This is a genomic window from Streptomyces sp. NPDC051582, assembly GCF_040681715.1.
GTDB lineage: Bacteria > Actinomycetota > Actinomycetes > Streptomycetales > Streptomycetaceae > Streptomyces.
Map to the genome: position 1 here is coordinate 94,739 of NZ_JBFAZJ010000028.1, position 19,470 is coordinate 114,208.

At 72.2% G+C, this 19,470-nt stretch carries 20 protein-coding genes and 1 tRNA gene; 13 read left to right on the plus strand and 8 right to left on the minus strand.

All coding sequences use genetic code 11. The annotated features are described in order from the left end of the window. Positions 1-24 precede the first annotated feature (24 nt). The 4 genes from AB0M92_RS30180 to AB0M92_RS30195 all read left to right on the plus strand — a co-directional run bounded on the left by AB0M92_RS30180 (position 25) and on the right by AB0M92_RS30195 (position 3,345). On the plus strand, positions 25-600 hold the full coding sequence (locus AB0M92_RS30180; protein ID WP_030160471.1) for a TerD family protein: 576 nt from the start codon (positions 25-27) through the stop codon (positions 598-600). Positions 601-757: 157 nt separating this feature from the next. After that, positions 758-1,333 carry a TerD family protein gene (locus tag AB0M92_RS30185; protein ID WP_366105478.1) on the plus strand — a complete coding sequence of 192 codons (576 nt, stop codon included), beginning with the start codon at positions 758-760 and terminating at the stop codon, positions 1,331-1,333. Positions 1,334-1,358: 25 nt separating this feature from the next. Beyond that, positions 1,359-2,474: a DUF475 domain-containing protein gene (locus AB0M92_RS30190; protein WP_366105479.1), complete on the plus strand. Its 1,116-nt coding sequence runs from the start codon at positions 1,359-1,361 to the stop codon at positions 2,472-2,474. Positions 2,475-2,592: 118 nt separating this feature from the next. Beyond that, on the plus strand, positions 2,593-3,345 hold the full coding sequence (locus AB0M92_RS30195; protein ID WP_366105480.1) for a Tellurium resistance: 753 nt from the start codon (positions 2,593-2,595) through the stop codon (positions 3,343-3,345). A 33-nt stretch (positions 3,346-3,378) separates the two neighbouring features. Here the strand turns inward: AB0M92_RS30195 and AB0M92_RS30200 are convergent, their stop codons facing one another. Beyond that, positions 3,379-4,173 (minus strand): TerD family protein, encoded by a 795-nt coding sequence (locus tag AB0M92_RS30200; RefSeq protein WP_366105497.1) that lies wholly within the window; start codon positions 4,171-4,173, stop codon positions 3,379-3,381. Between the two features lie 193 nt (positions 4,174-4,366). Here AB0M92_RS30200 and AB0M92_RS30205 point away from each other — a divergent pair, with 193 nt between their 5' ends. The 4 genes from AB0M92_RS30205 to AB0M92_RS30220 are packed head-to-tail and all read left to right on the plus strand — an operon-like array spanning position 4,367 to position 9,580. Beyond that, complete coding sequence (locus tag AB0M92_RS30205; protein ID WP_366105481.1) at positions 4,367-5,533, plus strand: HpcH/HpaI aldolase/citrate lyase family protein; 1,167 nt, start codon at positions 4,367-4,369, stop codon at positions 5,531-5,533. After that, positions 5,530-8,037, plus strand: coding sequence for a phosphoribosyltransferase (locus tag AB0M92_RS30210; RefSeq protein WP_366105482.1), 2,508 nt, complete (start codon positions 5,530-5,532; stop codon positions 8,035-8,037). Before AB0M92_RS30205 ends, AB0M92_RS30210 begins: the two co-directional genes overlap by 4 nt. Further along, positions 8,034-8,858, plus strand: a complete 825-nt coding sequence (locus tag AB0M92_RS30215) for an HAD family hydrolase (RefSeq protein WP_366105483.1) — start codon at positions 8,034-8,036, stop codon at positions 8,856-8,858. Before AB0M92_RS30210 ends, AB0M92_RS30215 begins: the two co-directional genes overlap by 4 nt. Before the next feature lie 56 nt (positions 8,859-8,914). Further along, positions 8,915-9,580, plus strand: coding sequence for an O-methyltransferase (locus tag AB0M92_RS30220; protein ID WP_366105484.1), 666 nt, complete (start codon positions 8,915-8,917; stop codon positions 9,578-9,580). Between the two features lie 58 nt (positions 9,581-9,638). On the opposite strand, the gene AB0M92_RS30225 is transcribed toward AB0M92_RS30220, so the two are convergent. The 3 genes from AB0M92_RS30225 to AB0M92_RS30235 all read right to left on the minus strand — a co-directional run bounded on the left by AB0M92_RS30225 (position 9,639) and on the right by AB0M92_RS30235 (position 11,937). After that, entirely contained in the window at positions 9,639-9,842 is a 204-nt protein-coding gene (locus AB0M92_RS30225; protein ID WP_132755580.1) for a zinc ribbon domain-containing protein, read from the minus strand. 36 nt (positions 9,843-9,878) lie between these two features. After that, the gene (locus AB0M92_RS30230; RefSeq protein WP_366105485.1) at positions 9,879-10,472 is read right to left on the minus strand and encodes a DUF4383 domain-containing protein; all 594 of its coding nucleotides are present in this window, start codon (positions 10,470-10,472) and stop codon (positions 9,879-9,881) included. Positions 10,473-10,692: 220 nt separating this feature from the next. Next, positions 10,693-11,937: a hypothetical protein gene (locus AB0M92_RS30235; protein ID WP_366105486.1), complete on the minus strand. Its 1,245-nt coding sequence runs from the start codon at positions 11,935-11,937 to the stop codon at positions 10,693-10,695. A 105-nt stretch (positions 11,938-12,042) separates the two neighbouring features. Between AB0M92_RS30235 and AB0M92_RS30240 the strand changes: the two genes are divergently transcribed. The 3 genes from AB0M92_RS30240 (at position 12,043) to AB0M92_RS30250 (ending at position 13,168) form a co-directional block, all read left to right on the plus strand. Further along, positions 12,043-12,117 (plus strand) — tRNA-Val (locus AB0M92_RS30240). Between the two features lie 154 nt (positions 12,118-12,271). Next, positions 12,272-12,904: a hypothetical protein gene (locus AB0M92_RS30245; RefSeq protein WP_366105487.1), complete on the plus strand. Its 633-nt coding sequence runs from the start codon at positions 12,272-12,274 to the stop codon at positions 12,902-12,904. Between the two features lie 15 nt (positions 12,905-12,919). After that, the gene (locus AB0M92_RS30250; protein WP_366105488.1) at positions 12,920-13,168 is read left to right on the plus strand and encodes a DUF2277 domain-containing protein; all 249 of its coding nucleotides are present in this window, start codon (positions 12,920-12,922) and stop codon (positions 13,166-13,168) included. Positions 13,169-13,206: 38 nt separating this feature from the next. Here the strand turns inward: AB0M92_RS30250 and AB0M92_RS30255 are convergent, their stop codons facing one another. The 4 genes from AB0M92_RS30255 to AB0M92_RS30270 all read right to left on the minus strand — a co-directional run bounded on the left by AB0M92_RS30255 (position 13,207) and on the right by AB0M92_RS30270 (position 17,165). Beyond that, positions 13,207-13,722 (minus strand): hypothetical protein, encoded by a 516-nt coding sequence (locus AB0M92_RS30255; RefSeq protein ID WP_366105489.1) that lies wholly within the window; start codon positions 13,720-13,722, stop codon positions 13,207-13,209. A 168-nt stretch (positions 13,723-13,890) separates the two neighbouring features. After that, on the minus strand, positions 13,891-14,526 hold the full coding sequence (locus AB0M92_RS30260; protein ID WP_366105490.1) for a VTT domain-containing protein: 636 nt from the start codon (positions 14,524-14,526) through the stop codon (positions 13,891-13,893). A gap of 145 nt (positions 14,527-14,671) precedes the next feature. Then, positions 14,672-16,369: an alkaline phosphatase D family protein gene (locus AB0M92_RS30265; protein WP_366105491.1), complete on the minus strand. Its 1,698-nt coding sequence runs from the start codon at positions 16,367-16,369 to the stop codon at positions 14,672-14,674. 151 nt (positions 16,370-16,520) lie between these two features. Next, entirely contained in the window at positions 16,521-17,165 is a 645-nt protein-coding gene (locus tag AB0M92_RS30270) for an HNH endonuclease family protein (RefSeq protein WP_366105498.1), read from the minus strand. A 560-nt stretch (positions 17,166-17,725) separates the two neighbouring features. Between AB0M92_RS30270 and AB0M92_RS30275 the strand changes: the two genes are divergently transcribed. Both AB0M92_RS30275 and AB0M92_RS30280 read left to right on the plus strand, forming a co-directional pair. Further along, positions 17,726-18,319 (plus strand): TMEM165/GDT1 family protein, encoded by a 594-nt coding sequence (locus AB0M92_RS30275; protein WP_366105492.1) that lies wholly within the window; start codon positions 17,726-17,728, stop codon positions 18,317-18,319. A 134-nt stretch (positions 18,320-18,453) separates the two neighbouring features. Further along, complete coding sequence (locus tag AB0M92_RS30280; RefSeq protein ID WP_366105499.1) at positions 18,454-19,011, plus strand: DinB family protein; 558 nt, start codon at positions 18,454-18,456, stop codon at positions 19,009-19,011. Positions 19,012-19,470: the final 459 nt, after the last annotated feature.

Here is a 19,470-nt window from a genome sequence, read left to right on the forward strand (position 1 = left end):
ACACATGAACCCAATGGAGGACCCGTGGGAGTCAGCCTCAGCAAGGGCGGAAACGTCTCGCTGACCAAGGCCGCGCCGAATCTGACGGCGGTCATCGTCGGTCTGGGCTGGGACGCTCGCACCACCACCGGTGTCGACTTCGACCTCGACGCCAGCGCGATCCTGACCAACGACCAGGGCAAGGTCGCCAACGACTCGAACTTCGTGTTCTTCAACAACCTGAAGAGCCCGGACGGCTCGGTCGAGCACACCGGTGACAACACCACCGGTGAGGGCGAGGGCGACGACGAGGCGATCAAGGTGAACCTGGCCGGAGTCCCGGCCGATGTGGCCAAGATCGTCTTCCCGGTCTCGATCTACGAGGCCGAGAGCCGCCAGCAGAGCTTCGGCCAGGTCCGCAACGCGTACATCCGCGTCGTGAACCAGGCGGACAACAGTGAGCTCGCCCGCTACGACCTCTCCGAGGACGCCTCGACCGAGACCGCCATGGTCTTCGGCGAGCTGTACCGCAACGGAGCGGAGTGGAAGTTCCGCGCCATCGGCCAGGGTTACGCCTCCGGCCTGCGCGGCATCGCCCAGGACTTCGGCGTCAACGTCTGAGCCTGCCAGCAGTCACCCGTCCGGCGCCGTGCACTGTGTGTACGGCGCCGGACGTGCTTTGCGGCGGTGCGCCCCGGGGGCGCACCGCCGAGCTTCACCGGCGGCCCGCCACGCGGCGCGCGCCGCGATCACCACGTCGTCCGGGGAGGACCACAACATGGGCGTCACACTCGCCAAGGGGGGCAACGTCTCCCTCTCCAAGGCCGCACCGAACCTCACCCGGGTCCTGGTCGGTCTCGGATGGGACGCGCGCTCGACCACGGGGGCCGATTTCGACCTCGACGCCAGCGCGCTGCTGTGCCGCGACGGCCGGGTCCTGGGGGACGCGTACTTCGTCTTCTACAACAACCTGAAGAGCCCCGAGGGCTCCGTCGAACACACGGGGGACAACCTCACCGGCGAGGGTGAGGGCGACGACGAGTCGATCATCATCGACCTGACCAAGGTGCCGGTCGAGGTCGACAAGATCGTCTTCCCGGTCTCGATCCACGAGGCGGAGGCCCGCCGGCAGAGCTTCGGCCAGGTCAGCAATGCCTTCATCCGCGTGGTCAACGACTCGGACGGCCAGGAACTGGCCCGCTACGACCTCACCGAGGACGCCTCCAGCGAGACCGCGATGATCGTCGGCGAGGTCTACCGGTACGGGGGCGAATGGAAGTTCCGGGCGGTGGGGCAGGGGTACGCGTCGGGGCTCCGGGGCATCGCTCTAGACTTCGGGGTCAACGTTTCGTAAAGCCGTACAAGACGATGGGGTGCCAGTGGTTCTCAAAACCTTCGGCTGGTCGTTCGCAGTCACTGCGCTCGGTCTGGTCGCAGCGGTGTTCTACGGGGGGTGGACCGGATTCGGGATCGTCGCGATCCTGTCCATCCTTGAGATCTCGCTGTCCTTCGACAACGCGGTGGTCAACGCCGGAATCCTGAAGAAGATGAATGCCTTCTGGCAGAAGATCTTCCTCACGGTCGGTGTGCTCATCGCCGTGTTCGGCATGCGCCTGGTCTTCCCCGTCGTGATCGTCGCGATCACCGCAGGCATCGGCCCCATCGAGGCCGTCGACCTGGCGCTGAACGACAAGGACATGTACCAGCAGCTGGTCACGGACGCCCACCCGGCGATCGCGGCCTTCGGCGGCATGTTCCTTCTGATGATCTTCCTTGACTTCATCTTCGAAGACCGGGACATCAAGTGGCTCGCGTGGCTGGAACGCCCGCTCGCCAAGCTGGGCAAGATCGACATGCTGTCGGCGTGCATCGCGCTGATCGCCCTGCTGATCACGTCCATGACCTTCGCCGCCAACGCCCACCAGCACGGCGGGGCCCACGTGGACAAGGCGCAGACCGTCCTGGTCTCCGGCATCGCCGGCCTGATCACGTACATGATCGTCGGCGGTCTCTCCGGCTACTTCGAGAACCGGCTCGAAGAAGAGGAAGAGGCCGAGCACGAAGCCGAGGAGGCGGCCAAGAAGAGCGGCAAGTCCGTCTCGGCCGTCGCCATGGCGGGCAAGGCCGCGTTCTTCATGTTCCTCTACCTCGAAGTCCTCGACGCCTCCTTCTCCTTCGACGGGGTCATCGGCGCCTTCGCCATCACCAACGACATCGTGCTGATGGCCCTCGGCCTCGGCATCGGCGCCATGTACGTCCGGTCGCTCACGGTCTACCTGGTCCGCCAGGGCACCCTCGACGACTACGTCTACCTGGAGCACGGCGCGCACTACGCCATCGGCGCGCTCGCCGTGATCCTGCTCGTCACCATCCAGTACGAGATCCACGAGGTCATCACCGGCCTCGTCGGAGTGCTGCTCATCGCTTGGTCGTTCTGGTCCTCGGTGCGCCGCAACAAGCGCTTGGAACTGGAGGGTTCCACCGCCGAGGCATGATCACGGCGGTAATGCGGAACGCTCCAACTGCGGGGCGGCCGGGCTGGTCTGCGGACTGCCGGGCCGCCCCGTCCGCGTAGGCCGCCCCGCCTACACAGAATGAGGGGGGACAGGGGAAATGGGACTCTTCGAGGGCTTCTTCGACGGGATCAGGGGCAGCCGCGCCCTGCAGTTCGACTCGGGCAGCGCCTCGGCGGCGATCGAGCTGACCAAGCGGCATCCGACGGTGTCGCTCAGCAAACAGGGGGCCGTCCACGGGAACCTGCGCGTCAACCTGTCCTGGCGGATGCGCAGCTCGGACATCGGGGGCCGGGCCGGCGGCGAGGGCGGCCGGCTCCTGCGCCACCCGTTCAAGCTGTTCAAGCCCGACATGGTGCAGGCGCACACCCAGGGCATGGTCAACGTCGACCTCGACCTCGGCTGCCTCTACGAGCTGGCCGACGGGACGCGCGGCGTCGTCCAGCCGCTGGGCAACCTGCACGGCGACATCAACAGCCCGCCGTACGTGAAGCTCAGCGGCGACGACCGGTTCGGGGCGCCGTCGGGGGAGACGGTCTTCGTCAACCTCGACCACGCCGACGAGATCAAGCGGCTGCTGGTGTTCGTGTACATCTACGACCAGACCCCCGCCTTCGACCGGACGCACGCCATGGTCACCCTCTACCCGATCAACGGGCCGCGGATCGAGATCCCGCTGGAGGAGCGGCAGCCGCAGGCCCGCTCCTGCGCGGTGCTCTCCATGGAGCACGTCAAGGGCGAGCTGATCGTGCGGCGCGAGGTGAAGTTCGTGTACGGGTTCCAGGCCGAGCTGGACCGGCTGTACGGGTGGGGCCTGCAGTGGGGGCGGGGCTACAAGAGCACCAAGGCCTGACCGGGGGCGCAGGCCCCCGGCCGGTACGGCGCTTCAGCGCCGCATGAACTGCGGGCCCTGCACCGGCAGCCGGAACGCCGGGTCGCCGCCCGGGACCGGCACCGGGGAGACCGGCTGCGGGTACCCGTACGCGGGCTGCGCGGCCGGCGGGGCCTGCGTCAGTGGTGCCGGCGCCGCCTGCTGCGGGACCGGCGAGACCGGCGGGACCGGCGGGCGCATCAGGGCCGTCTGTTCGTCGGTCGCCCCGGCGGCGGCAGCGGCCCCCGACGCGTCCTCGGCGGCGTTCTCGTCCACGGAGATCCCGTGATCGGTCGCCAGGCCGACGAGCCCGTTCGAGTAGCCCTCGCCCAGCGCGCGGAACTTCCACCCGTCGCCGCGGCGGTACAGCTCCCCGCAGATCAGCGCCGTCTCGGCGCCGGTCTCGGGCCGCACGTCGAAGAAGGCCAGCGGCTCGGAGCCGCCGGTCGCCGTGGCGTCGTACAGCAGAATCCGCAGGTCCCTGACCTGCTGGAACGGCACGTCCTCGGCAGAGGCGACCACCAGGATCCGGTCCACCACCGAGGGCACCGCCCGCAGGTCCGCCTGCACGGCGTCGGTGATCCCGTCGCCGAGCTGCTTCTTGCCGAGCCGCCAGACGGCCCCCGAGGGGTGGCGGGGCTGGTTGTAGAACACGAAGTCCTCGTCCGAGCGCACGCGCCCGTCCGGGCCCACGAGCAGCGCCGAGGCGTCGACGTCCGGCACCTCGGGGCCGCCGGTCCAGCGCAGCACCGCCCGGACCGCCGCGGCGGTCACCGGGATGTTCGAGCCCTTCTGCATCGCGTGCGTCATGCCCGTCATCCTGCCCTCCCGGGGCGGCGCGGAACAACGCGGCCCCCCGCAGGGCCTTGTCCCGGACGAAAGACCTGGGCATGGTGCAAGAGGGTTACCTGAACTTCATGTGCTTGAGGAACTCTTGACTCACGTTCGTACGTACTATTACCGGCCACGCCACTGGGGCGCCGAGGCAGTACGAGGGAAGCGCATGCGTCACTTCGGGCACATATCACCCACCGTCCGCAAGGACCTGTTCCACCAGGAGCCGGCCGAGTTCACCGCCGACTCCCCCGCCCGCATTCTCGCCGCCGCCCTCGGAGCCACCCTCTACAGCCCCGCCACCCGCCCCAACCTCGCCGGGGACGTCCACAAGCAGGCCGCCCGCGGGGTCGTCTCCATGGTCCTTTGCCTGGAGGATTCGATCAGCGACGCCGAGGTCGCCGACGCCGAGGAGAACCTCGTCCGGCAGTTCGCCGCCCTCGACGCCGACGGCGGGGAGCTCCCGCTCCTCTTCATCCGGGTCCGCACCCCCGAGCAGATACCCGACCTCGTGCACCGCCTCGGCGGCTCCGCGCGCAGATTGGCCGGATTCGTACTCCCCAAGTTCACCGAGAGCCGCGGAACCGCCTTCCTCGACGCCGTCGCCGAGGCAGAGGCGGCCGATGGACAGCGGCCGCTGTATGCCATGCCCGTCCTGGAAACCCCCGACCTCCTCCACCTCGAAACCCGCGTCGAAGCCCTCGCCGGCATCTCCCGCACCGTGAACCGGTACCGCGACCGGGTCCTCGCCCTGCGTCTGGGCGTCACCGACTTCTGCTCGGTCTACGGACTGCGCCGCACCCCCGACATGACCGCCTACGACGTGCAGATCGTCGCCGGGGTCATCGCCGACGTGGTGAACGTGCTCAGCCGCGCCGACGGCACCGGCTTCACCGTCACAGGACCCGTCTGGGAGTACTTCCGCCACCAGCAGCGCCTCTTCAAGCCCCAGCTGCGCCGCAGCCCCTTCCTCCAGGAAGGCGCCGAGGAACTGCGCACCGCCCTCATCGAGCACGACCTCGACGGGCTCCTGCGCGAGGTCGAACTCGACCGGGCCAACGGACTCCTCGGCAAGACCTGCATCCACCCCGCCCACGTCACGCCCGTGCACGCGCTGTCGGTGGTCTCCCACGAGGAGTTCAGCGACGCCCAGGACATCCTGCGCCCCGAGCGCGGCGGCGGCGGAGTCATGCGCTCCGCCTACACGAACAAGATGAACGAAGTGAAGCCCCACCGGGCCTGGGCGGAGCGCACCGTGCTGCGCGCCGAGGTCTTCGGCGTGGCGAAGGAGGAGGTCGGCTTCGTCGACCTGCTGACGGCCGGGCTCCAGCTGTGAGCTCGCCCTCGAACACGGAGAAGGGCAAGACGATCGACGCGGTGTGGTCGGGAACCTGGGTGGCCGAGCGACTGGGAGTGCGCCTGGAGGAGGCCGGCGGCCCCGGATCGCCGAGGCTGGACGAACTGCTCGGGCTCGCCCTGCGGCGCAATCCGAAGCGGGCCCACCTGCTGGTCTCGCAGGTGCTGGGCAAGCACGTGCCGCGGTCCCCGCAGGCCGTCTACGCGGCCGGGCACGGGCTCGGCGAGCGGGTGCGGGCCCTGCTGGGCGAGGAGGCCGCCGCCACCGCGGTGGTCCTGGGGTACGCGGAGACGGCGACCGGACTCGGGCACTGCGTGGCCGACGGGCTCGGCGCCGCCCCCTACCTGCACTCCACCCGCCGCCCCGTGCCCGGTGTCGAGCCGGCCGGCGGGTTCGAGGAGGCCCACTCGCACGCCACCTCGCACCTGCTGCTGCCGCAGGATCCGAAGCTGCTGGCCGGGAGCGGGCCGCTGGTCCTCGTCGACGACGAGTTCTCCACCGGCAACACGGTCCTGAACACCATCCGCGACCTGCACGCCCGCCACCCCCGCGGCCACTACGTGGTCGTCGCCCTCGTCGACATGCGCTCCCCGGCCGACCGCGAGCGGCTCACCGACTTCGCCGCCGAGATCGGCGCGCGCGTCGACCTGATCGCGCTCGCCTCCGGGACGGTGCACCTCCCCGAGGGGGTCCTGGCCAAGGGCCGGGCCCTGGTCGAGGAGTACGAGCGCCAGGGCGCGGACGGCCCGGCTGCGGCTCCCGCCCCGGCTGCGGCTCCCGCCTCCGTGGCGCGGGTCGAGCTGGACTGGCCCGCCGGGGTCCCGGACGGCGGCCGGCACGGGTTCACCCCCGAGCACCGCGCCCGGCTCGAAGCCGCCCTGCCCGCCCTGGCCCGGCAGCTCGCCGACGCGATCGGAGCCGGGGCCGGGCGGATCCTCGTACTCGGCAACGAAGAGCTGATGTACGCCCCGCTGCGCCTCGCGCGGGCCCTGGAGGAGTCCGGGGCCGCGGCCGAGGTGCGGTTCTCCACCACCACGCGCTCCCCGGTGCTCGCCGTCGACGACCCCGGCTACGCCATCCGCTCCCGGCTCGTCTTCCCCGCCCACGACGCGCCCGCCGACGGGCCCGGCGACCGGTACGCCTACAACGTCGCGGGCGCCGGCTTCGACACCGTCGTCGCCGTCGTCGACAGCCACGGGGACACCGCCGCGCTGCACGCCCCCGACGGGCTCCTCGCCCGCCTGGCCCCGCACGCGGGCCGGGTCCTGCTCGCGCCGGTCCCCTCGTACACGCCCCCCGCGTCCTCCGACCGGCAGGAGCCGATCATGCCCGAGCCGTCGCTCCTGCCGGAGCCGCTGCGCGGACCCGCCTTCTCCTCGTACGCCCCGCAGGACTGCGGCTGGCTCCTCCAGGACCTCTCCGGCGTGGCGCTGGAGGCCCCGACCGAGGAGCGCGAGGAGGCCATCCAGGCGGGCGGCGCGCACTACGCCGAGTCGCTGCCCGTCGAGTACCAGCCGTCCCCGCAGTACCAGGAGCTCTACCGCAGCGCGCTGACCGCCTCCGCGGCCCGCATGGCCCGGGCCGTCGGCACCGTCACCGAGACCGTCCTCGCCGAGCGGTCCCCCTCCCCGGTCCTCGTCTCGCTGGCCCGCGCGGGCACCCCCGTCGGCGTCCTGATGCGCCGCTGGGCCCAGGCCCGGCACGGCCTGGACCTGCCGCACTACGCCGTCTCCATCGTGCGCGGCCGCGGCATCGACCCCAACGCGCTGCGCTGGCTGGCCGCCCACCACGACCCCGCCGACGTCGTCTTCGTGGACGGCTGGACGGGCAAGGGGGCCATCACGCGGGAGCTGGCGGCCGCCCTTCGCGAGTTCCCGGGGTTCGACCCGGAGATCGTCGTCCTCGCCGACCCCGGTTCCTGCGTGTCCACGTACGGCACCCGCGAGGACTTCCTGATCCCCTCCGCCTGCCTCAATTCCACCGTTTCCGGACTGATCTCGCGTACGGTCCTCAGGTCCGACCTGGTCGGACCTGAGGACTTCCACGGCGCGAAGTTCTACCGCGAGCTCGCCGGAGCCGATGTCTCCACCGGCTTCATCGACACCGTCGCCGCCCGCTTCGACGAGGTGGCCGAGGCCGTCGACGCCGAGGTCAAGGAGCTCCTCGCCGCCGACCGCACACCCACCTGGGAGGGCTGGGCGGCCGTCGAGCGGATCAGCGAGGAGTACGGCATCCACGACGTGAACCTGGTCAAGCCCGGCGTCGGCGAGACGACGCGGGTGCTGCTGCGCCGCGTGCCGTGGAAGATCCTCGCGCAGCGCGGCGCCGGCGCCGACCTGGACCACGTGCGGCTGCTCGCCGAGCAGCGGGGCGTGCCGGTCGAAGAGGTCGACGACCTGCCCTACACCTGCGTAGGACTCATCCACCCCCGCTTCACGCGCGGCGCCACCGGCGCCGACGGAAAGGCCGTGACCTCCAAGTGACTGTCCTGGTAGCCAGTGATCTCGACCGCACGCTCATCTACTCGGCGGCCGCGCTCGGCCTGACCATGCCCGACCCGGTGGCCCCGCGGCTGCTGTGCGTCGAGGTGCACGAGAGCAAGCCGCTGTCGTACATGACGGAGACGGCGGCGGCGCTCCTGACCGGGCTGGCGGCCGATCCCGCGGTGGTCTTCGTCCCGACGACGACCCGCACGCGCAAGCAGTACCAGCGCATCCGCTTCCCCGGGCGGCCGGCTTCGTACGCGATCTGCGCCAACGGCGGGCAGCTGCTGGTGGACGGGGTCCCGGACCGGGACTGGCGGCGCCAGGTGGCGACGCGGCTGGCGCAGGAGTGCGCCCCGCTGGAGGAGGTGCACGCGCACCTGCTGGCGACGGCGGACGAGGCATGGCTGCGCAAGGCCCGGATCGCGGAGGACCTGTTCACGTACCTGGTCGTCGAGCGCGCCCTGGTCCCGGACGAGTGGGTCAAGGCGCTGACGGAGTGGGCCGGGGAGCGGGGCTGGAGCGTTTCCCTCCAGGGCCGCAAGATCTACGCCGTGCCGAAGCCGCTGACCAAGAGCGCGGCGATGCGCGAGGTGGCCCGGCGTACGGGCGCGACCACCACGCTGGCCGCGGGCGACTCGCTGCTGGACGCGGACCTGCTGCTGGCGGCGGACGCGGCCTGGCGGCCGGGTCACGGGGAACTGGCCGACGCGGCCTGGACGGCGCCGAACGTCACGGCCCTGGCCGCGGCGGGCGTGCTGGCGGGCGAGGAGATCGTGCGCGCCTTCGCGGCGGCGGTGGCCCGGGAGTCCGGTCGCTAGCTCCGTCGTCTTTTCGGAACAGGGCGGCCGGCGGGCCGAGTCGGCACACTGGGCGCATGACCAAGGGCAACAGCACAAAGATCACCGACGAGCTGTACCGCTACATGCTCGACCACAACCCCCCGCTGGACGAGGTCCAGCGGGGGCTGGTGGCGAAGACCTACGAGAAGTTCCCGGACGTCGCCGGCATGCAGTCGGCGGAGGAGCAGGGGCCGCTGCTGGCCTTCCTGGTCCGCCTGACCGGCGCCCGCCACGTCGTCGAGGTCGGCACCTTCACCGGGTTCTCGACCCTGTCGATGGCCCAGGCGCTGCCGGCGGACGGCCTGATCGTCGCCTGCGACGTCTCGGAGGAGTGGACGGCGTACGGGCGCGAGGCCTGGGAGGCGGCGGGCGTCGCCGACCGCATCGATCTGCGGATCGCCCCGGCGCTGGACACGCTGCGCGCCATGCCGCGGGAGCCGCACGTCGACATGGCCTACGTGGACGCCGACAAGGAAAGCCAGATCGCGTACTGGGAGGAGCTCGTTCCGCGGCTGCGGCCGGGCGGGCTGATGGTCACGGACAACACCCTCTTCCACGGCCGCGTCCTGGACGAGGCCGCGACGGGCTCGGCGGCCGGAGTCCGCGCGTACAACGAGCACGTCGCGGCGGACACCCGCATGGAGTCGGTCCTGCTGGCGATCTCGGACGGCCTGACCCTGTCGCGCAAGCGCGCGGGCTAGCCGTCGCGCAAGCGCGCGGGCTAGCCGCAGCCGCCACCACCGCGCGCAGGCGTACGACCTAGCCGCAGCCTCCACCACCGCAGCAGCCCCCGCCGGACGGGGCGGGGGCGCTGCTGGTGCCGCCCACGGCGACGGCGGAGAGCAGTTTCACGGTGTCGGCGTGACCGGCCGGGCAGTCGGCGGGAGCGGAGGACTCCGCCATGGGCCGGCTGACCTCGAAGGTGTCTTCGCAGGTCCGGCAGCGGAATTCGTAACGAGGCATGGCCCCAGGCTACCCACAGCGGGGAAGGCGGGTGGCCTATACGCCGTGGCTGAGCCGGGCGGCGGCCCGTGCGGCCCGGTCCTCGCGGGCGGCCTGCTCGGGGTTGCGGGCCCGCCAGTACGGATTGTCGTGCGGCAGGGCGCTGCCGACCCGCCCGTACATCCCGAACCACATCAGCATCACGCCGACGACGAAGCTGAACAGCACGTTCTGGATCTTGAAGGCCAGGAAGTTCATGCCCGTGTCCAGCAGGGCCAGGTTCACGAACCCGCTGACGATGAAGGCGATCCCCAGCACGATGTTGAGGGTGGAGGCGAAGTTCCCGCCGATCACCATCCCCACGAAGAGCAGCAGCCCGATACAGATCGACAGGACGCTCAGCGCGCCGTTGGTGTTCAGCGCGAGCACCGTGGCGCCGCCGGTGTCGAAGAACCCGATCCGGTCGATCAGCCCGAGGATCCCGAAGACGACCAGCAGCAGCCCCATCAGGCCCGCGCCCACCCGGTACACCTGGCTGAGCTTGTGGTCGGTGGGCAGGTGCTCGTCGAGCCGGGTGTTGACGGGGCGCGCGATGCGGCGCACCAGGTACGGCACGTGCGGTGCGGGCAGCTCGATCGGCCCGTGGGACACGTACGGAGCGTAGTGATCGTGGGCCTCGTGGCACCCGTAGGCCGCGTGCGGCGCGCTCACGGGGGGTGCGGGCGTACGGCGTGCGTCGGGCGCACGAGAGGTGTTCGAAACATGGGCAGCCATCACGCCCTCCTCTTCCAACCCCTCCAGCATCCGCCCCCGGCCGCGCTGCGACAAACGCGGGCCCCGCGGCCCGCCCCCCGCGCGCCGGGACGCGGGCTCAGCCGCTGCCTCGAACGCCGCGGATGTCGGAGACGACCCGGGCCACGTCCCGCCGCACCTGCTCCATCTCCTGGAGGAAGTGCCAGTAGTCGGGATGCCGCTCCTCCAGTGCGGCGAGCGCCCGCTCCATCCGGGCCACCGACTCGTCCAGGGGCCGCGCGTGCCGCGGATCGGGCACACTGCGGCCCTCCATCGCCAGCCGCTGCGCGTCCCGGATCGCGAACCGGGTCCGCTGCACCTCCGCCTGCGGGTCCCGCGCCACCGCCTCCAGGCGCGACAGCCGGTCCTGCGCCGCCGACACCGCCTCGTCGGTAGCGTCCAGCGCACCGCGGACCGACTCGATCAGCGCCGCGACGTCCCCCCAGCGCTGCTCCTCGCGGGCCCGCGCGGCCTCCCCGAGCTGCTCCTCGGCGCGCGCCACGTCCCGTACCGCCTGCTCCGGCACGTGCTGGAGGTCCTGCCAGCAGGCGGCACTGAACCGCCGGCGCAGCTCGCTCAGGACCGGATCCACCCGGTCCGCCCGGTTGCGCAGGGCCTGCGCCCGGGTCCGCAGGCTCACCAGCCGCCGGTCGATCTCCGCGGCCCGCTCGGGGAGCCGCGCCACCTCGGCCCGTATCGACTCCGCGTCCCGCAGGATCCGGTCCGCGCGCTGGATGGTCTCCTGCACGCCGTGCTGCGCGGCGCCCTGGTTCAGCCGGGTCAGCTCGGGCCCGAGCGCGGCCAGCCGCGCCGCGAACTCGTCGGCCCGCATCCCCTTGCCGCGTACGTCGTCCAGCGCCGTGCTCGCCGCGAGCAGCGCGGCCCGGGCCCGCTCCCGCGCGGGCGCCACGCGCGCCAACTGCGTCTCGGCCTTGTCCAGCAGCGGCTGAAGGCCCTGCGCGAACCGGTCCAGCTCGCCCTTGACCCGTACGAGCTCCTCGCGCGCCCGCGTCAGCTGCTCCTGCGCCCGCGCGGCGACGGACCCTTCGAGGTCGACGCGATCGAGGTCATGGGCGTCCACGGCCTCGATGTACACGTGGCTGACCTGGTCGATCCGCTGTCCGAGCGCGGCGAACCCCTCCCCGGCCTGCCGGGCCGCGGGCGACCCGTCGGCGGCCGCGATGGTCTCCATGGAGATCCGCAGGTCCCGCTGCGCGGTGTCCAGCTCGTAGAACGCGGCCGCGGCGGCATCCTTCGCCGCCTGCGCGTCCGCCCGCCGACTCTCGTCCCGCCCGCCGAACCACCGCCGGGATGCCGTCGTCACAATCCCTCTCCCGTACCGCCTCCGCCATGCCCCGGTCCATTCTCTCCCACGGATGCGGGTTTGCGTGGGGGGTGCGCCCGCCATGTAGGCTGTCCACTCATCCACGGGTGCGTAGCTCAGGGGTAGAGCGCTGCTCTTACAAAGCAGATGTCGGCGGTTCGAAACCGTCCGCGCCCACCAACCCGAAGGCCCCCGACCGTTTTACGGTCGGGGGCCTTCGGCGTTCCCGGCGGGCGTGGTCGGGCCCGTGCCGTTGCAACTGCCGGTTTCGGGTGGGTGGTTCGCCGCGGCCGCAGGGTTGACGGGGTGTTGAGGGGGCGTGGATCGTCGGGGGATGGGTGAGTGGGCGGTGGGGGGTGTCGGGCTGCTGGCCGTCGTGGGCGGCGGCGTGGCGTACGTGCTGCTGGACCGGGTGGCCCGGGAGGGGTTCGAGCGGCGGCGGGACGCCGAGCGGGCGCGGCTGCTGGCACGGATGGCCGAGCCCGCGGCGGTCGCGGGGGACCCGAAGTACGCCGATGTCGGAGGGCGGCCGGCGGCGCGGCGGGACGGGCACGGGGACGCCGAGTTCACGGCCGTGCTCGTCGAGTACTACGCGTACGGACTGACGCAGGCGCGCAGCAGCTTCCTCACCAGTCAGCGGTTCGCGGGGGTGGGGGCCGCCATCCTGCTGCTCGGCGTGGCGCTCGCCGTGTGGAAGGCCGAGAGCAGCGGGGAGCTGTACCTGGGGGTGGTCACCAGCTCGGTGGGCCTGGTCATCACGCTCGTCGGGCAGCTGTTCCACCGGCGCGCCGATGTCGCGCTCAGGCACCTGGCCGGCCAGACGGCCTCCCTGCGCGAGGACCGGCGGGCCGCCGCGGCGATGCAGCGGGCCGTCGAGCTGCTGGAGGAGGTCGCGGACCCGGTGCTGCGGGCGCGGTTGCAGGCGGGCCTGATCATGAAACTGTCCGGCGCCGAGCTGCCCCGGTAGCGGGATAGTGGGTGTATGTGCCGTTCCATTAAGACCCTGCGCCCGCCCGCCATCCCCGAGAAGGCCACGGAGGAGGAGATCCGCGCCGCCGCGCTGCAGTACGTACGGAAGGTGTCCGGGTTCCGGGCGCCCGCCGCGCACAACCAGGAGGTCTTCGAGGCCGCTGTGGAGGCGATCGCCGAGGCGACGCGGGACCTGCTGGACGGCTTGCAGGTCAGGGGCGCCACCGCGACCGCCGCGGCCACCGCGAGCGCGGCCGTCTAGCCGCCTTTTGCGGCCGGTCCGGTCCCGTCCGGCCCGGGTCAGGCGAGGCGGGAGCGGCGGCGCAGGAGCCAGATGCCGGTGCCCAGGGCGCCGGCGGCCAGGGTGCCGCCCAGGGCGATCTGGCCGGGGCTCATCGTGCCCGTGCTGCCGCCCAGCCCGCCGCGGGCCGCGCCGGGGGTGACCTGGAGGGCGGCGGTGACGCGCCGGCCGCCGGAGCCGCCGCATTCGAAGGTGACGGTGTGCGACCCGGAGTTGGCGTCGCCGAAGACGGTGGCGCTGCCGAAGAGGTTGCCGGCTTCGAGGTTGCCCGGGGTCAGCCGTACGTCGCCGAAGGCGCTGGACGAGGCCGTGCCGGTCTTGGTACCGCACCCCGTGACGTTCAGGCTGACGCGGCTCCCCGGGGCGACGGCCGTGGGGGAGACGCTGCCGGACGGGGAGGCGCCACCGGCATGGGCGACGGTGACGGGGGTGGCCGCGGCGAGGACGAGGGTCGCGGCCGCCACCCTCGTCAGGAGGCGGCGGTTCGGCGGCTGGGCGAGCGGCGTGGCGGGCATGGAGAGAACTCCTCGGGCTCCTCGAAACGGCGCGGCCAGGGCACGGATGTGACGCGGATTCGGTTGCGCGCCGTGCAATGGACGCTAGGAGCCCGGGCCCGGGGCGGCGATCGGGGCCGGGTGAACGGGTGAGCCGCTGCTCCACCCGGGGGAAGGGGCGGGCGGCCGCTACGCCGCCGGGGCGGCCGTGGGGGCGGGGCGGCGGATGACGAACGCCGCCAGGGCGCCCGCGGCGAAGAGGGCGATCACGGAGACCGCCGTGCCGAGCCAGGTGGCGCCGAGCCACTGGGTGCCGAAGTACCCCAGGGCCACGCTGTACCCGGCCCAGGCCATGCCCGCCAGCACCGACCAGGGCAGGAACTCCATGACCTTGCGGTGGGTCTTTCCGGCGCCCAGGGACACCACCGAGCGGCCGGCCGGGGCGAAGCGGGCGATCACCACCAGGGCGCCGCCGCCCCGGGCCAGGGCCGTGCCCAAGCGTTCGTGGGCGCGGGTCAGCCGACGGGACCGGGCGATGGCGCGGTCCAGCCGGGCCCCGCCGCGCCGGGCCAGCCGGAACGCGGCCATGTCACCCAGCACCGACGAGGTCGTGGCGATCACCAGCAGCGCGAGGATGTCCGGCACCTGCGCCGGAACCGCCACGGGCACCGGACCCGCCGCACCGGCGGCCGCGGCGGCCGCCGCGGCGGTGATCACCAGAACCCCGCTCGGCAGCACCGGGAGGAAGACGTCGAGCACGACGGACACCGCCACCACGACGTAGATCCATGGGCTCGCGGTCAGCGACCCCAGAGTCTCAAACAAGGCGGGACTCCCCAGTCCGGTTGACGTGCTGCGGCATGAAGCGCCGCGACGTCGCGGGGAGCGGCAGGAGCGGCTTGACAGCCATACAGCGTACGCCTGGCGTTGGTGCGCCGTATGCCCGGGGGCTGTCCGGGTGCACAGTGTGTCAGCTCGCGCTGCCGGCCCCCTCCGTGCCGCTGCCCGGCCCCGCCGCCGACGTCAGCTCCCGGTCCAGCACCGTCACCAGGCGAGCGGTCTTCTCGCCCTTCCGGCCCTTGTGCGCCTGGTCCAGCCGGAGCCGGGCCGAACGCCCCGCCAGCGCCAGCGTCATCAGCTGGTTCCCGAACCACGGCCCGCCCGTACGCCGCCAGCTCAGCGGCGGCCTGCCCGTGCGCCCGTGCCGCGAGAACCCGCGCCCCAGCCACCGGCCCGTCCGCGACCAGCCCAGCCGGAAGCCCCACTTCACCGCCGCGTGGATCGAGTTGTGGACCGGAGAACAGGTCAGCTGGAACACCCGCGCCGTGCTGGGTATTCGAGGCTCGGCCACATACGCATGATGGACATCTCCGGACAGTACGCACACGGTCGCCGGCGCCCGCGGCCCCGTCCCCACCTCCTCGATCAGATCGCTCAACGCCGCGAACGAAGCCGGGAACGCCGCCCAGTGCTCCAGATCGCTGCGCCGCCGCAGATCCTCCCCGATCCGCGCCCACCGGGGCCCCCGCTCACCGCGGCAGAGCGCCGCGTTCCACGTCTCCGCGTCATGGATCAGCGGCGGCATCAGCCACGGCAGCGACGACCCGATCAGGAGGTGGTCGTAGCCGCCGTGCCCGGCGAGGGCGTTCTCGCGGAGCCACTGCTGCTCGGCGGGGTCGAGCATCGCCCGCCCGTCCTCGGCGAGCACCCGCGCCGCCCGCGTGTCCACCATCAGCAGCCGCGACCGGCCGAAGTCCCGCCGGTAGCTCCAGCGCACCGAGCCCGGATCGGAGTCGGCCGCGGCGGCGAAGGCCCGCAGGGCGTCCGTACCGTCCGGTGCCGTCCGTACGGCCTCGTACAGGGGATCGGCCGCGAGCTCGGCCGGCGAGAGATTGCCCAGGTGCTGGTACACCCAGTACGACATCAGCCCGCTGAGCACCCGCTCCGGCCACCAGGGCGTCGCCCGCATCTCCGCCAGCCACGCCGCGCTCGTGTTCCAGTCGTCCACGACGTCGTGGTCGTCGAATATCTGCAGGCTGGGGACGGTCGACAGCAGCCAGCGGATCTCCGGGTCGAGCCAGGACTCGTAGTACAGCCGCGTGTACTCCTCATAGTCGGCGACCTGGGCGCCGGGGGCCTCCCGCAGGTCCCGCCGGGCCGCGAGCCACTGTCTCGTTTCCTGCGACAGCTGGTCCGCGTACACCTGGTCGCCCAGCAGGAGGAGCACATCCGGCCGCACCTGATCCGGATCCGCGGCCAGCCGCGCCGCGAGCGTGTCGAGGGCGTCCGGACCGTGCCGGCCCGCCGGCGGCGCGGCCTGCCGGCACGACCCGAACGTCAGCCGCAGCTCCGGGGCCGGCCGCCCGGCCGCGGCGAGGGCGGGCGTGGTGATCGTGCTCGGAGGGAAGGCCGTGCCCGGCAGCGGCCAGACGCGCACGCCGTCGAGCAGTACCTCGTACGCCGTGGTGCTTCCCGGGGTCAGGCCGGTCACCGGCACCAGCGCGTAGTGGTGCCCGGCGATCTGGAAGGTGCGCACGCTGCCGCCGGCCCCGCCCGTGCACCGCACTTCGGCCGTGCACGGGCGGTCGGCCTCGACCCATATCGTGGCCGAACCACCCGTGTCCCAGTCGACGTAGCGAAGCAGTGGCCCCAGACGCAATCCGGCCATGCAACTCCCCCTCCTCCGTAGCCCCTTCGATCACGGTACGACGGGAAAGGGGAGTGTGGCCTCCCCCTGGCGGGGGAGAGGCCGGGTGAATGGCCGGGTGGATGGGCGGGTGGATGGGCGGGTGATGGCCGGGTGGGGAAAGCGGTGGCCGTCAGCAGCCGTTGAGGATGCCCACCAGGGCCGACTTCTCGCCGGAGTCCATGCTCAGGCCCCAGTACTGCTTCACGTTGACCCACATCCGGGCGTACGTGCAGCGGTAGGCGGTCCGTGACGGCAGCCACTTGCCCGGGTCTTGGTCGCCCTTGGCCTGGTTGACGTTGTCCGTGACCGCGATGAGCTGCGGGCGGGTGAGGTCGTTGGCGAACTGCTGGCGCTGGGCGGTGGTCCAGGAGGCGGCCCCGGAGCGCCAGGCCTCGGCGAGCGGGACGACGTGGTCGATGTCGAGGTCGGCCGCGTTGGTCCAGGTGGCGCCGTCGTACTCGGAGTACCAGCTGCCGCTCACGGCGGCGCACGCGGAGTCGGTGACGACGCCGGCGCCGTCGCGCTTCAGGACGGTCTCGCGGGTGTTGCAGCTGCCGGAGACGGTGCTCCAGTGCGGGAACAGGCTGCGGCTGTATCCGCTGAGGGACCCCTCCGTCTTCGGCGTGACCGTGGCGAGGTAGGAGCGGGCGGCCGCGGCACTGATGGGGGTGGGCGGGGCGGCCTGGGCGACGGGCGCGTTCACGAGGGAAGTGAGGGCGGCGAGCGTGGCGGCTGACGCGAGCACGCCAACTCGACGCGCGTAGACACCGGATATGAGGGTCTTGAGGGCCATGAGGGGGCTCCCTGAATGCGGGGGGATTGTGGCCGGTCGGCCCCGAAGGGGCGCGGCCATGGTGGCGGCGCCAGATTGCGTGGCGGCGGGCGCAAGGTTACAGGCTTGCGACATGAGCACGTCAGATGCGGGCCGCCAACTTCCCTGGAATAAGCGGAGGTTGTGATTCCGGGAGCGATGGCAGTGGAGGTGGGGCCGGCGGTGCGATCGACGGCCGTCGGCGTCTGGATCAATGCCGGGACCAACGGCCCATTTCGAGTCGTCGTGGGCGTCGCGTATTCTGTGGAGTGCAGAAGGGGAGTAGCTCTTCGCCGGACCGTCGACATACTGCTGGGTCACCCCAGCCGGCGCCCGGAGGCAGGTCGCGTTCAGCGGCCGGCCAGCGAGACCTTCGGCCGCAGTGTCCTGTTCTTGTTCATCTGCACCCGTCCGTACCGGGTGCAGGGACGCAGTCAGGGCGCCGCTGAGCCGAAGCGACCCCTGAAACACCCCGGTCTCTCGGTATCGATGGCGTCCTGCCCGACCGATTGAGGTTCCGCCCCGTGTTCAGCAGTACCTTCAGCATCACCGTCACGGCGATCGCCTTCGGAGTCGTCTTCCTCGCGGAGCTCCCCGACAAGACGGCCCTCGCCGGACTGATGCTCGGCACCCGCTACCGCGCCTCGTACGTCTTCGTCGGCGTGGCCGCCGCATTCGCCGTACACGTCACACTCGCCATCGCCGCGGGCAGCGTGCTCACCCTCCTGCCGCACCGGCTCGTCCAGGCCTTCGTCGGCGTCCTCTTCCTCGCGGGCGCGGCCATGCTGCTCCTGAAGAAGAGTGACGGGGACGAGGAGGTCAAGGCGCCCGCCGACCAGTCCTTCTGGAAGGTCTCGGGCGCCGGATTCATGCTGATCCTGGTGGCCGAGTTCGGTGATCTGACCCAGATCATGACCGCGAACCTCGCCGCGCGGTACGACAACCCCCTCTCGGTCGGCCTCGGCGCCGTCCTCGCGCTGTGGGCGGTCGCGGGCATCGGGATCCTGGGTGGCAAGACCCTGATGAAGTACGTGCCGCTGCGCCTGATCACGAAGGTCGCTGCGGGTGTGATGGCGGCGCTGGCCGTGTTCTCGCTGTACGAGGCGATCGCCGGCTGACGCATCCCGCTTGCGGGCGGGGCGCTCACGGGGGAAGGCTCGCGGGCATGATCGAAAACGGTGATCCTGTGCGTGCGCCGGGGGGCGGGGGTGGAGGCGTGGCCGGGGGCGAGCGGCAATTCGGCTGGTCCAACATGTTCGTCCACCCCGACGGGGACACCCGCACCGACGGCGGGTTCCGGGGGGAGCGCGCCGTCCTGGTCGGGTACCTGCGGGACCAGCGGCTGACGCTGGAGCTGAAGTGCGCAGGGCTCGATGCGGAGGCGATGGCGCGGCGCGCGGTGGAGCCGTCGAACCTGTCGCTGCTGGGGCTCGTGCGGCACTTGGCGGGGGTGGAACAGTACTGGTTCCGCCATGTGGTGGCCGGTGAGGACGTACGGCGCCACTATCGGACGGCAGAGGATCCGGCGGCGGATTTCACGGGGGCGGTTGCCGACCCGGAGGTGGTCGCGGACGCGTGGGCCACCTGGCGGGCTGAGGTCGCCTTCGCGGAACGGGTGGTGGCCGAGGCGGTGGGGCTGGAGGTCTTGGGTGCGGGTGCGGGTGCGGGTGGGGGCGGAGGCGGGGGCGGGGGCGGCGAGGGGCCGGTGGAGCTGCGCGAGGTGCTGGTCCACATGATCGAGGAGTACGCCCGCCACAACGGCCACGCCGATTTCCTGCGGGAGCGGATCGACGGGCGGGTGGGGCAGTAGGGGTCGGGAGGCGGGTCGGGGTGCCGGGGGGCGGGATCCCCGTCGTCGGGGTCGGGATGGGTCCGGGGGCTTCCCGGCAGTCCACTGTCCTTCCGTGTCGGTCCGGGCCGTCAAGGGCGCTCACTGCGTTCGCGTCGCTGCGCGATGGCCTTCGGCCACCCTTGACTGCCCGGCCCGCCCCGGAAAGACAACAGACTGCCGGGAAGCCCCCGAAGGATGGCCGGGGGGTTCGTGTCCCGGAAGGGCCTCTCACAGATGCCGATCGGGGCCCCGGTCGGCGCCCCCACTTCCCAGGCCCACCGAGCCCGGCCGGGACGGGTGCGCCTAACCTGCATCAGCCGCCGACCAGATCCCCGTCCCCCACCCCCTGCGCACCAGATCGCTGTGCGCTCCTCCCGTCTTAGCGCCCGACGACCGCCTGTGGCCGGACATAAGCCGCCCAGACGATGTTCCGGGGCT